The organism is Archangium gephyra (assembly GCF_042230915.1).
GTDB lineage: Bacteria > Myxococcota > Myxococcia > Myxococcales > Myxococcaceae > Archangium > Archangium gephyra_B.
This window is the reverse complement of record NZ_CP102578.1, coordinates 11,617,146-11,628,571: the sequence shown is the minus strand read 5'-3', so window position 1 is coordinate 11,628,571 and position 11,426 is coordinate 11,617,146. Positions and strand designations below refer to the sequence as shown.

Below are 11,426 nucleotides of genomic sequence, written 5' to 3'. Positions count from 1 at the left end.
GAGTGCATGAAGCGCGTGCTGAAGCGTCTGGGCCTGGGGCTCGTGGGCCTCGTGGTGGTGTTGACCGTGGTCGGGCTGTTCCTGCCGAGGCAGTGGAAGGTGGAGCGGTCGATCGTCATCAACGCCTCGCCCGAGCACATCCACCCGCTCGTGAATGACCTCAAGTCCTGGCAGTCCTGGGCCGCGTGGACCAAGGACATGGACCCCGAGGTGAAGAACGAGTACGGCGGTCCCTCCTCGGGCGTGGGCGCGTGGTGGGCGTGGCAGGGCCCGAAGATGGGGCTCGGCAAGATGACCATCACGAAGAGCGAGCTGGTTTCGGGCGTGTGGATCGACGAGATGATCGAGACGCGCGACGAGGTCAACGCGCACGGCGCGCTCACGTGGACCCAGGAGGGCGGCGGGACGAAGGTGACCTGGACGGACACCGGCACCCTGCCTCCCATGGGTGGCTACTTCGTGGGGATGATCAACACCATGCTCGGCAACAACTTCGAGCAGGGTTTGAAGCACCTGAAGGCCGAGGCCGAGAAGCGCCGGGCGGCGGAGCAGGAGGCAGCCCAGGCCGCGCCCGCCGTGCCGTGAGCCGCTCTTCGAATCCCTGGCAGACGAAACGGCCCACGAGCCTCGCGCCCGTGGGCCGTTTCATTTCAGCGTGAGGCCAGGCCGTTAGCGCTTGGGCTCCGGGTTGCGCTCGGTGCCGGTCATGCCCTCCTCCGGAATGGGCTCATTGGCCGGGGCGCCCGGGTTGAGCGGCTCGTCGCTCGTCTCGCCACCGAGGGTGTCGTTCGTCCGGTCCATGGGCTCCGGCTCGAGGCCCGTGCCGCCCGTGCCGGGCTCGGCGGGGATGTCATCGTGCACGCCGGGCTCCATCTCGCGCGTGCCCTCCTGCGGCAGCGGATCCACCTCCTCACGGCCCCGGTCCATGGTGTCGATGCCCGCGCCGCCCGTGCCGGCATCCGTCGACATGGTGCTCGTGTCCGTGCCGGTATTCGTGGTGCCCTTGTCCGTCTTGCACCCGGTCCCGAACGCCACCGCCCCAGCCACGAGTCCCGCCAGCAGAAGCTTCGTCTTCGTCATGTGTGTCTCCCCTCCGTTGGGTGTTTCGTTTGCGGTCGGGAAGCTGAGGCGCGCTCCCGCTTCGTGCAGCGGGGGCTTGCCCGGCAGGCCGCTGGGCGTGAGGGTCCACCGGGCGAAAAGAGAAGCCCTTTTCCCAAGGGGTTACGCGCGTGGGGCTGGGTGGGACGCCCATGTGACACGGTTTCCCGGAGGGCAGGCGGTACAGTGCCGGCCATGACGACTCCGGACCTCCGTCTGGTTCCCGCCCTGCCCGAGCACGTGGACATCTGGATGGCCATGCGCGAGGAGCCCGTGTCCCGCAGGCTCATGCCGCTGGAGCCCTCCTCGCGTGAGTCGCTGCTCAAGCGGCTTCAAGAGGCGACGAGCGACCTGTCGGACCCGAAGGCCAGGAGCTTCCGGTGGATGGTGGAGTTCGACGGGCGCATCATCGGCACGGTGGCCGCGCGGGAGCTGTCGCGGTTCCAGGGGCGCATCGAGCTTGGCTATATGCTCTCCAGCGCGTACCACGGCCGGGGGCTCGGCACGCGGGCGGTGGGGATGGCGCTGGAGCGGCTCTTCGAGTGGCCCTTCCTGCACCGCGTCTGGCTCACCACCGCCGCGGACAACCTCGCGTCCCAGGGACTGGCGAGGAAGCTCGGCTTCACGCTGGAGGGCGTGATGCGCGAGCACTACTTCATCGAGGGCCAGCGCAAGGACCAGCAGGTGTGGGGCCTGTTGCGCTCCGAGTGGGAGGCGCGGCGCTCGCGGCGGTAGCCCAAGCCCTTCCCCTCTCCCCGAAGGGAGAGGGGGCGCTACCCGGTGACTACTTCTTGGCCTGCTCGATGACCTCGCGGGCCACCTTCACCACGTTGTCCACGGTGAAGCCGAACTTCTGCTGCAGGGCCTTCAGCGGCGCGGAGGCACCGAAGCTGCGCATGCCCACCACGGCGCCGCGCAGTCCCACGAAGCGCTCCCAGCCGAACGTCGCGGCCTTCTCCACCGCCACGCGCGCGTGCACCGACGAGGGCAGCACCTGCTCGCGGTACGCCTCGTCCTGCTGCTCGAACAGCTCCCACGAGGGCATGCTCACCACGCGCGCCTTCACGCCCTGGCCCTCCAGCTGCTCCTGCGCCTGCAGGCACAGCTGCACCTCGCTGCCCGTACCAATGAGGATGACGTCCGGCTTGCCCTTGGTGTCCGACAGCACGTAGGCGCCCTTGGCCAGCCCCGAGGCCGGCGCGTACTTCGTCCGGTCCAGCGTGGGCACCGCCTGGCGCGTGAGCACCAGCACCACCGGCTGGTGCCTCAGCGGCGCAATCACCCGCCATGCCTCCGTCACCTCGTTGGCATCCGCCGGGCGCAGCACGATGAGCCCCGGAATCGCGCGCAGGCTCGGCAGCTGCTCCACCGGCTGGTGCGTCGGGCCGTCCTCGCCCAGGCCAATCGAGTCATGGGTGAAGATGTGGATACTCGGCAGCTCCATGATGGCCGACAGGCGGATGGGGGGCCGCTCGTACTCGCTGAAGATGAGGAAGGTGGCGCTGTAGGGGCGCACCTTGCTCAGCGCCAGGCCGTTGATGATGGAGCCCATGGCGTGCTCGCGCACCCCGAAGTGGATGTTGCGCCCCGTCTGGTCCCCCGGCTTCATCGCCCCCGAGAACGACAGGTACGTCTTCGTGGACGGGTTGAGGTCCGCCGAGCCGCCCACCAGCCACGGGTAGTTCTTCGCCAGCGCGGTGAGCACCTTGCCGCTCGACTCGCGCGTGGCCACGCCCTTGGCGTCCGCGGGGAACACCGGCAGCTCCTTGTCCCAGCCCGCTGGCAGCTCGCGCCGCTGCATCCGCTGCAGCTGGTCCGCCTGCTCGGGGAACTGCTTCTGGTACTCGGCGAAGCGCGCCTCCCACTCCGTGCGCAGCTTGCGGCCGCGCTCGCCCATGCGCTCGGTGAAGCGCTCGCGCACGCCCTCGGGCACCAGGAACTTCGCGTCCTCGGGCCAGCCGTACTTGCGCTTGGCGCCCTTGAGCTCCTCTTCGCCCAGGGGCTCGCCGTGCGCGGAGGCCGTGCCCTGCTTCTTGGGCGCGCCGTAGCCAATCTGCGTGGTGACGATGATGAGCGTGGGCTGGCCGCGGTCCTGCTTGAAGGTGCGGAAGGCCTGCGAGAGCGCGTCCAGGTCGTTGCCGTCGGCCACGCGGAGCACGCGCCAGCCGTAGGCCTCGAAGCGCTTGCCCACGTCCTCGGTGAAGGCCAGGTCCGTGCCGCCGTCGATGCTGATGTGGTTGCTGTCGTAGACCCAGCACAGGTTGGGCAGCTTCAGGTGCCCGGCGAGCGAGGCGGCCTCGCTGGACACGCCCTCCATCAGGTCTCCGTCACCGCACAGCGCCCAGACGTCGTAGTCGAAGAGCTCGAAGCCGGGGCGGTTGAAGTGCCCGGCCATCCAGCGGCTGGCGATGGCCATGCCCACGCTGTTGGCGACGCCCTGGCCCAGCGGGCCGGTGGTGGTCTCCACGCCGCTCGTCCACCGGTACTCGGGGTGGCCGGGGGTGGAGCTGTCCAACTGGCGGAACTTCTTGAGGTCCTCCAGGCCGATGGCCACCTGGTCCTCGGTGGTGTACTCCGAGGTGACGCGGCGCACGCCCGTCAGGTGCAGCAGGGCGTAGAGCAGCATGGAGGCGTGCCCGTTGGAGAGCACGAAGCGGTCGCGGTTGGGCCAGATGGGGGCGGTCGGGTCGTAGCGCAGCTCCTGCTGCCACAGCTGGTAGGCCACGGGCGCCAGCGCCATGGGCGCGCCCGGGTGGCCCGAGTGGGCCTGTTCCACCGCATCCATGGCGAGGGTGCGGATGGTGTTGATGCAAAGCCAATCGGTCGAATCGTGGGTCATGTCTGGGAGTCCTCGTGCCCGCGGACGCCGCACCATGCCCGAAGCGGGGCGGGAGTGCCGCAGCATTCGGCATGGGATGCGCGGAGGTGGACGGGGCGGGGGCGGGGCGTGGCCGGGTCGACAGAGCGGAGGTCCGAGGGGCTGGCGGTCAAGACCACTGAGTGGCATATGGTGCGCGCATGTCGATCGAAAAACCGTTGCGGGAGATGGTCCAGGCGGAGCTTCGGGGCCGGCTGGGACCCATGCACAAGGCCATCACGCGCATGGGAGAGCGGCTGGATGTGATCGAGGAGCTGGTGGACATCGTCCAGCGGCTGGCTCCCCTGGCGACGCGGATGCAGTCGCTGCAGCTGGCCTTGCCGGGCATCACCCTGCCGGGCGTGGCGCGGGGCCGGGGCGCGGCGGTGCCGGCGGCGCGGGGCGCCCAGGAGGCCGAGGTGGTGCCGGCGCGCCGGGGCCGTCCGCCCGCGGCGCGCACGGAGGAGGGCAAGCGGTGCGCGGTGATGGGGTGCAAGCGGCCGGCGCGCTCGAAGGGGTACTGCTCGGCGCACTACCAGAAGCTGCGCTTGCTGGTGAAGTCGAACCGGCGGCCGGACAAGTGGGTGGACGACGCGGCGCCGCAGTCGGTGCCGGACGTGGTGCTGCCCAGGGGCCGTGCGGCGTCGAAGGCGCTGGCGGAGGCCGCGCCCAAGAGGCCGGAGCCCGCGGCGCCGCCCAAGCCCAAGGCCTGGGTGCGCAAGAAGGGTGGCAAGGAGCGGGTCGAGCTGAGCCGCGGCTGAGCCCGGGCCGGTCCCGCCGGGACGCCTGCCTGCCTCCAGGGCGGGTTGGCCCGTGCACCCCTGCCCCCCGGAGTCGTTGACACGGTGGGGCGGGAGTGATTTCCGGCGGGAATGAGCGATCAGGGTTATCCGGTGACGGTGGCAGTGAGGCGCCCGGACGGGCGCGTGGAGCAGGTGCGGGTGGGGACGGCGTTCCGCAATGGGGACGGCTTCTCGCTGAAGCTGGGCGAGATGAGCATTGGCTCGACGCCGGACGCGGCGGCGGCGCCTCGCCGTGCGGCGCCCTCCGGTGGTGGGGGCGGCGGCGGGGGGGGCGCGGGCGAGGTGTTCCCCAACTACGGCCGCAGCAAGGGCGCGCCCATCCGCGGCGCGAGCATGGGCGACCTGGAGTACTACGCCAATGGCGCGAAGCGTTCGCTGAACGATCCGAGCAAGTCGCGGTGGCACGACCGGGAGCGCCAGCTGCTGGCGTCCATCGAGGCGGAGATCGCCCGGCAGCGCGGCGAGGGCGGGGGTGGGGAGGACGGGCCGCCTCCACACGGGGACGACGACTTCAGCGGCGGCGGAGACGACGACAGCGGCATCCCGTTCTGACGGAGCGGCTCAGGCCACGGAGGCGCGGGCGGTCCCGGCCAGGGGCAGCAGGACGATGAAGGTCGTCCCCTGCTCCGGGGTGGAGCGCACCTCCACGAGGCCCTGGTGGGCCTCGACGATGCGCCGCACGATGGCGAGCCCCAGGCCGGTGCCCGTGGCCTTGGTGGTGAAGAAGGGCTCGAAGAGGCGGGCCATGACCTCGGGGGGGATGCCCGGGCCCGAGTCGGTGATGGAGATGCGGGCGTGGGGGATGCCGCCGCGCGCCTGCCCATGGCCGAGCTCGACGCGCAGGGTGCCGCCCTGGGGCATGGCCTGCAGGGCGTTGATGAAGAGGTTGCTCAGCGCCAGGTGCAGCAGTTGCGCGTCCAGGGCGAGCTCGGGCAGGGCGGGGTCCACCTCGCGGACCACCTGCACCCGCGGATCCTTGGGCTGCGCGCGCAGCGAGGCCTCCAGGGCGCCGTCCACCACGGGGCCGAGCGGCTGGGGCAGCAGGCGGGGCTGCTGGGGGCGGGCGAAGTCCAGCAGCCCGTTGATGAGGTGGTCCAACCGGGCCACCTCCTCGCCCATGACGCCGAGCAGCTCCCAGGAGGTGGAGTGCTCGGGGCGGGCCAGGCGGGTGAGGGCGGCCACCGAGTTGGCGATGACGCCCAGGGGGTTGCGCACCTCGTGGGCGACGCTGGCGGACAGCTCGCCGAGGGCGGCCAGGCGCTCGCGGCGCACCAGCTCCTGCTGGGCGGTGGCCAGGGCATGCAGGGACTGGCGCAGCTCGCGGTTGAGGAGGGTGGCCGTCTCCTGGGCGCGCCGGCGCTCGCCGAGGGCGGCGGCCAGCAGCAGCCCGGAGACGCCCACGGCGGCCAGGAAGGACTGGAGGAAGACGAGGCGCCCGGTGCTGGCGCGGCCTTGGGGGGCGAGGGCGAAGGGGCCGTTGCCCTCGAGGGTGTGCTGGAGGGCCACGGCCGTCAGGGCGAGCATGGCCGCCGCGGTGCCGCGGACCTCGAAGCGCAGCGCGGCCCAGAGGATGAAGGGGAAGGCCAGGTAGCTGACGGGGTGGTAGACGGTGGAGGTGGCCAGCTTCCCGTGGAAGACGGTGTCCACGGCGAGCACGAGCACCCCCAGCAGCACGGCGAGCTCTACCTGGCGCGCGCGGCTCCAGCCCTCGAGGCCGCGGGTGGACCAGGAGAGCAGCAGCGGGGTGACCAGCAGCACGCCCATGGCATCGCCCACCCAGAACACGCGCCACTGGCTGCCCCAGTGCTCCCAGCGGATGGTGCCCTGGAGGGCCATGAGGGTGACGCCCGAGGTGGCGCCGAGCGCGGTGCTCAGCAGGGCGCCGAGCCCCACCAGGGCGAGTACGTCCCGCACGCGCTCCAGGGAGGGGCGGAAGCCGACGTAGCGGCGCAGCAGGAAGGCCCCGGCGAGCGCCTCCAGGATGCTGCCGAGGGAGAAGAGGAAGCCGCCCAGATGCGGCACCCTTTCCGGGAAGGAGACGAGGGGCTTGAGGAGGAAGGCCACGAGCAGCAGGGCGGGCCAGTCGCGGAAGCGGGAGAGCAGCAGCGCGGCGAGCAGCACGCCGCTGGGGGGCCACAGGACGGAGAAGTGCTCGTCCGGCGGGTTGAGCCGCATGCCCAGGGCGATGCTGGCGCAGTACACGAGGCAGAACAGGCCCAGCCGTCCGAGCGGAGGCCAGCGTTGGAGGATGTGCTTGGAGTCAGGCACGCGTACCCGCAGTGGGGGCAACGGTGGCACGAAGGCAAGGGCGGCGGAAAGCCCCCCCGGTGGGAGGCACGGGGGCGGCGTGTCGATGATATGACACGGGCGCATGTTCCCCTTGCGAGCGGATGCGTGGGCGCTGGCGCTGGCGCTGGTGCTGTGGATGGTGCCGATGACGTCCCGGGCGGAGCCGGAGCCGCTCCGGCTGTTGCCGTCGGCGGGGATGATGAGGGAGCAGCCGTTGAGGTGGACGGCGCTGGAGCTGGGCACGGGGGCGGGGGCGGCGCTGGTGTCGGTGCCGGCGACGCTGGCGTTGAGCGCGTGGGTGGGCACGCTGTCGCCGGACCTGGTGCTGGCGGCGGCTCCGGCGATGGTGCTGCTGTTGGCGTTGCCGCCGCTGGCGGTGACGGGGACGCAGTGGCTGGTGGGCAACGCGCTGCAACCGGGCAGCGTGCGCTTCCAGCCGGCGGTCTGGGTGGCGTTGGGGGTGCATGTGCTGGCGGTGACGGGGGCGGTGGTGCTCGGGGCGACGGTGGATGATTTGGGGGACGCGGCGCTCTTCACGCTGGTGGAGGCGCTGGTGCTGCCCACGGCGGTGACGCTGACGATGCGCGCGACGGCGCCGGTGCCGCCGCCCACGCTCACGCGAGTCCCCGAGCGTCCGCGCTCGCTGGTGGAGGCGACGGCCTCGCGGGCCGTGGTGGTTCCCCTGCTGCGTTACACCTTCTGACCGGTTGCCCTCATGCGTCGACTCCGCGGAATGACCCCCCTGTTCCTGGCCACGGCCCTGGCGCTCGCGCCGTCGGCCCGGGCTGATTGCCCCACCCCTCCCACCACTCCCTGGCCCACGGAGACCTGGCCCGATGCCCGCGCCGAGGTCGCCGCGGCGAGGTCCGCGCAGATCCAGGCGCTGGAGGACTACGCCTTCACGCTCCAGGGCAAGGACGAGGAGCGCAAGGGCGTGCGCACGGATGGCGTCGTCATCATCCACAAGGGCCGGGTGGTGTACGAGCGCTACGGGCGCGGCTTCGACGCGAGCAAGCGGCACCTGGCCTGGTCGATGTCGAAGAGCTTCACCAGCGCGCTGGTGGGCATCGCGGTGAAGCAGGGCGCGGTGAACCTGGACGACTCCATCTGCAAGCACGTGAAGGCGAAGCGGCAGGACAACTGCGCCATCACGGTGCGCAACCTGCTGGAGTTCGCCTCGGGGCTGGACTGGCGGGAGGACTACGAGAACGGCGGCACGTACCAGACGTCCTCGGTGCTGGCGATGCTGTACGGCGAGGGCCGCCGGGACATGGTGTCCTTCATCACCGCGCACGAGCGGAGCGATGAGCCGGGCACGTCCTGGAGGTACTCGTCGGGAGACGCCACGCTGCTGGCCGGGGTGCTGGACAGTGCGCTGCGGCCCTCGGTGGGCAAGGACTGGCCCTTTGTGCTGCTGCTCGACAAGCTGGGGATGAAGAGCGCCACCTGGGAGCGGGACGGCAAGGGCGTGGTGGTGGGCTCCTCGTACCTGCACGCGACGCCGAGGGACCTGGCGAAGTTCGGTTTCTTCTACCTCAACGACGGATGCTGGGCGGGCGAGCAGGTGCTTCCCGAGGGCTGGGTGACTCAGTCGACGCAGGTGTCCAAGCCCATCCAGCGCAAGTCGTACGAGCGGGGCCGGGACGACGTGCAGGGCTGGCAGTGGTGGCTCAACCGCCCCATCCTCGGCGTGCAGACGGAACTGCCCTTCCCCAGCGTGCCCGAGGGGGCCTACGCGGCGCGGGGGCACTGGGGCCAGTCCATCTCCATCATTCCCTCCAAGGAGCTCATCGTGGTGCGTACGGCGGATGACCGGGACGGCTCGTTCTCGTTGGACACCTTCCTGAAGCTGGCCCTCGCGGTGGTGGAGGAGCTGCCATGAGCCCGAGCCGTGCGCTGCTGGTGCTCGCGTGTGCCGCGTCCCTCTCCTGCGACAGCGGGGACACGGTGCGGCGCCCCTACGACAACAATGACTTGCAGCTCGTCACCTCCTACACGGCGAAGGACTTCTGCTCGTGCGTCTTCGTGATGGAGATGAGCGAGGAGTACTGCCGGCGCTGGACGGCGGCGAGCCCGGCGGTGGCCACGCTGACGGTGGACTACAAGGAGCGCAGCGTGCAGACGGCCGCGGCGCTGCTGTGGGGCGAGAAGGCCCGCTTCGTCAGTGCGCGCGACGGCTGCGTGCTGGAGTAGGCGCCGCTTCCACCGGGGCGCCGTACCCTCACGGCTCCTTGGTGAGCAGTCCGTGCCGGCGCACCCGGCGGCCGAGCGTCACGGGGTCCATCTCCAGGGCGGCGGCCGCGCGCCGGACCACGCCGCCGTGGCGCTCGAGCGCGTCGCGGATGATCTCCTTCTCCATCTGCTCCAGCCTATCCCTCAGCGAGCCCGCACTGCCGCCGCTCACGCGCACCGGCTGCCGCGTGGCCTCGGTGGTGTTCACCAGGGCCGGAGGCAGGTGGCGCCGCGTCACCAGCTCCGCGTCCGTGGACAGCAGCACGGCGCGCTCGATGCAGTTGCGCAGCTCGCGCACGTTGCCCGGCCACTTCGCCGCCATCAGCAACTGCTCGGCCTCGGTGGACAGCCCGCTGGCCGAGCGCCGCAGGGTGCGGTTGAAGTGCCCGAGGAAGTAGCGCGCCAGGTCGAGGATATCCTCGGGGCGCTCGCGCAGCGGGGGCAGGTCGATGGTGAAGCTGTTGAGCCGGTAGAAGAGATCGCTGCGGAAGCGTCCGGCGCGCACCTCCTCGGCGAGGTCGCGGTTGCTGGCGGCGATGATGCGCACGTCCACGCGGCGGATCTGCGTCCCACCCACCGGCCGCACGTCCCCGCTCTCCAGCACGCGCAGCAGCTTGGACTGGAGGTTGGGGGTGGTGTTCTCAATCTCATCCAGGAAGATGGTGCCGCCGTCGGCGAGCACGAAGAGGCCGGGGTGGTCGGCGACGGCGCCGGTGAAGGCGCCCTTCACGTGGCCGAAGAGCTCGCTCTCCAGGAGCGTCTCGGTGAGGGCGCCGCAGTCCTGCACCACGAGGGGCTGGTTGCTGCGGCCGCTCAGCCGGTGGATGACGCGGGCGAGCACCTCCTTGCCGGTGCCCGTCTCGCCTTGCAGCAGCACGGCGACGCGGTGGGGAGCGGCCACGCGCACCATCTCCAGCACCTGGCGCATGACGGGGCTGCGGAAGCCGGGCTCGTTGCCCACGCCCGTGCCGGGGGAGAGCGAGGGGGCCTCGCGGGCGCGCTCGCGCAGCAGGTTGCGCTCCAGCTCCAGGGCCGCGCGGCGTTGCTCGGTGCGCAGGCCCAGCTCGCGGCTGGCCTGGAGCACCGCCTGGCGCAGCGCCACCGGCTCGAAGGGCGGCACGAGCGCCCTGAATATCTTCCCCTGGTTGAACAGCTCCACCAGCCGCGAGGGCACGGCCGGGGCGCAATAGAGGATGCGGGGGGACAGGTCGCTGGCGGGCCCGGCGCCGGTGGGGTCCGCCTCGGCGCGCCGGGCCGCCAGCCGCTCCACCAGGGCGATGGCCCGCGCCTCGTCGCGCCCGCACACCAGCAGCGCGCTGATGTCGCCGCGGCCCAGCAGTGTGTCCACGTCCTCGGGGGCCGGCACGAAGCGCAGCCGCACGTGGCTCTCCAGCGCCTCGCGCAGGCCGCGCAGCTCCGTCTCCTCGGCGTACACCACCGCCACGTACAGCTGGTGGTCCAACAGGTAGCGCTTGAGCGTCACCCCGTCCGAGCCCTCGAAGCCGTGGAAGCTCACGCCCAGGGCCGTCACCGCGCCGTCGTCCCGCTCCTCCGGGTCATGCCTCCAGCGCACCACGCCGCGCACGCGGATGCGCGCGCGCGTGTCCGGCAGCGTGAAGGCCATCTCCAGATCCTCACCCTCCCGAGGCCCCTCGCCAGGCCCGCTGGGGGTGGCGATCAGCCCGATGCCCGTCTCGCTGATGTTGACGGCCCAGCACCCGTGGAGGGCGGGCTGGGTGACCACCTGCACGTACAGGGGCTTGCGTTCGCTGCGCGGGAGGGTGGAGGAGTCCTGGATGACCGTCATCTCTGATGCGCTTCCGCGTCAATCGTGAAGCCTGGTTTGAATTCCAGAGAAATCAAGAAAGTGGCCTCTGGTCTAGAGGGGGGCATAGCGGGAGGGGGGTTGCCGGCTCGTGGGGCGGCAGGGCACGCTGCTTCATTTTCGAAGCAAACGGCCGGTGGAGACGGCGGCGTGGCGGCGTGGAGAGGCTGCATACAGTGACGGCGATTGTAGGCGGAGCGGGGGCGGGCCGATCGCGCGGGGGCGTCACTGTGCGGGAGCGAGCAGTCGGGGAGCGGGGAGACGTCGGCCAGCCGACGCGGGGGGAGGCGGGGGCGGGGGGTTGGGGAGGCCGTGGTTAGGG

Annotated in this window: 11 protein-coding genes; 7 read left to right on the top strand and 4 right to left on the bottom strand. The window is 71.5% G+C overall.

From position 1 onward, the window contains the following. The first annotated feature begins 6 nt into the window (after nucleotides 1–6). Nucleotides 7–585, top strand: coding sequence for an SRPBCC family protein (locus NR798_RS46055; RefSeq protein WP_375768994.1), 579 nt, complete (start codon nucleotides 7–9; stop codon nucleotides 583–585). 84 nt (nucleotides 586–669) lie between these two features. Here the strand turns inward: NR798_RS46055 and NR798_RS46050 are convergent, their stop codons facing one another. Further along, nucleotides 670–1,080, bottom strand: a complete 411-nt coding sequence (locus NR798_RS46050; RefSeq protein WP_375768993.1) for a hypothetical protein — start codon at nucleotides 1,078–1,080, stop codon at nucleotides 670–672. Between the two features lie 213 nt (nucleotides 1,081–1,293). Here NR798_RS46050 and NR798_RS46045 point away from each other — a divergent pair, with 213 nt between their 5' ends. Continuing rightward, nucleotides 1,294–1,833 carry a GNAT family N-acetyltransferase gene (locus tag NR798_RS46045; protein ID WP_375768992.1) on the top strand — a complete coding sequence of 180 codons (540 nt, stop codon included), beginning with the start codon at nucleotides 1,294–1,296 and terminating at the stop codon, nucleotides 1,831–1,833. A gap of 49 nt (nucleotides 1,834–1,882) precedes the next feature. Here the strand turns inward: NR798_RS46045 and tkt are convergent, their stop codons facing one another. Further along, on the bottom strand, nucleotides 1,883–3,937 hold the full coding sequence (gene tkt, locus NR798_RS46040) for a transketolase (RefSeq protein ID WP_375768991.1): 2,055 nt from the start codon (nucleotides 3,935–3,937) through the stop codon (nucleotides 1,883–1,885). Between the two features lie 179 nt (nucleotides 3,938–4,116). On the opposite strand from tkt, the gene NR798_RS46035 reads away from it, so the two are divergent. After that, on the top strand, nucleotides 4,117–4,716 hold the full coding sequence (locus NR798_RS46035) for a hypothetical protein (protein ID WP_375768990.1): 600 nt from the start codon (nucleotides 4,117–4,119) through the stop codon (nucleotides 4,714–4,716). Nucleotides 4,717–4,827: 111 nt separating this feature from the next. After that, nucleotides 4,828–5,310: a hypothetical protein gene (locus NR798_RS46030; RefSeq protein ID WP_375768989.1), complete on the top strand. Its 483-nt coding sequence runs from the start codon at nucleotides 4,828–4,830 to the stop codon at nucleotides 5,308–5,310. A gap of 9 nt (nucleotides 5,311–5,319) precedes the next feature. Here NR798_RS46030 and NR798_RS46025 read toward each other — a convergent pair whose 3' ends face one another. Then, on the bottom strand, nucleotides 5,320–7,026 hold the full coding sequence (locus NR798_RS46025; protein WP_375768988.1) for an MASE1 domain-containing protein: 1,707 nt from the start codon (nucleotides 7,024–7,026) through the stop codon (nucleotides 5,320–5,322). Between the two features lie 103 nt (nucleotides 7,027–7,129). Between NR798_RS46025 and NR798_RS46020 the strand changes: the two genes are divergently transcribed. The 3 genes from NR798_RS46020 to NR798_RS46010 are packed head-to-tail and all read left to right on the top strand — an operon-like array spanning nucleotide 7,130 to nucleotide 9,240. Beyond that, the gene (locus NR798_RS46020; RefSeq protein ID WP_375768987.1) at nucleotides 7,130–7,750 is read left to right on the top strand and encodes a hypothetical protein; all 621 of its coding nucleotides are present in this window, start codon (nucleotides 7,130–7,132) and stop codon (nucleotides 7,748–7,750) included. Between the two features lie 30 nt (nucleotides 7,751–7,780). Then, nucleotides 7,781–8,929 carry a serine hydrolase domain-containing protein gene (locus tag NR798_RS46015; RefSeq protein ID WP_375768986.1) on the top strand — a complete coding sequence of 383 codons (1,149 nt, stop codon included), beginning with the start codon at nucleotides 7,781–7,783 and terminating at the stop codon, nucleotides 8,927–8,929. Next, the gene (locus NR798_RS46010) at nucleotides 8,926–9,240 is read left to right on the top strand and encodes a hypothetical protein (RefSeq protein ID WP_375768985.1); all 315 of its coding nucleotides are present in this window, start codon (nucleotides 8,926–8,928) and stop codon (nucleotides 9,238–9,240) included. Before NR798_RS46015 ends, NR798_RS46010 begins: the two co-directional genes overlap by 4 nt. Before the next feature lie 28 nt (nucleotides 9,241–9,268). On the opposite strand, the gene NR798_RS46005 is transcribed toward NR798_RS46010, so the two are convergent. Beyond that, a complete protein-coding gene (locus tag NR798_RS46005) occupies nucleotides 9,269–11,086 on the bottom strand; it encodes a sigma 54-interacting transcriptional regulator (RefSeq protein ID WP_375768984.1) in 1,818 nt (605 codons plus the stop codon). Nucleotides 11,087–11,426 lie beyond the last annotated feature (340 nt).

What these genes read in the sequence shown, in the direction of transcription:
- tkt (WP_375768991.1), bottom strand. Translation starts at nt 3,937, where the DNA reads ATGACCCACGATTCGACCGATTGGCTTTGCATCAACACCATCCGCACC.
- NR798_RS46055 (WP_375768994.1), top strand. Translation starts at nt 7, where the DNA reads ATGAAGCGCGTGCTGAAGCGTCTGGGCCTGGGGCTCGTGGGCCTCGTG.
- NR798_RS46015 (WP_375768986.1), top strand. Translation starts at nt 7,781, where the DNA reads ATGACCCCCCTGTTCCTGGCCACGGCCCTGGCGCTCGCGCCGTCGGCC.
- NR798_RS46005 (WP_375768984.1), bottom strand. Translation starts at nt 11,086, where the DNA reads ATGACGGTCATCCAGGACTCCTCCACCCTCCCGCGCAGCGAACGCAAG.
- NR798_RS46020 (WP_375768987.1), top strand. Translation starts at nt 7,130, where the DNA reads ATGTTCCCCTTGCGAGCGGATGCGTGGGCGCTGGCGCTGGCGCTGGTG.
- NR798_RS46035 (WP_375768990.1), top strand. Translation starts at nt 4,117, where the DNA reads ATGTCGATCGAAAAACCGTTGCGGGAGATGGTCCAGGCGGAGCTTCGG.
- NR798_RS46050 (WP_375768993.1), bottom strand. Translation starts at nt 1,080, where the DNA reads ATGACGAAGACGAAGCTTCTGCTGGCGGGACTCGTGGCTGGGGCGGTG.
- NR798_RS46010 (WP_375768985.1), top strand. Translation starts at nt 8,926, where the DNA reads ATGAGCCCGAGCCGTGCGCTGCTGGTGCTCGCGTGTGCCGCGTCCCTC.
- NR798_RS46030 (WP_375768989.1), top strand. Translation starts at nt 4,828, where the DNA reads ATGAGCGATCAGGGTTATCCGGTGACGGTGGCAGTGAGGCGCCCGGAC.
- NR798_RS46045 (WP_375768992.1), top strand. Translation starts at nt 1,294, where the DNA reads ATGACGACTCCGGACCTCCGTCTGGTTCCCGCCCTGCCCGAGCACGTG.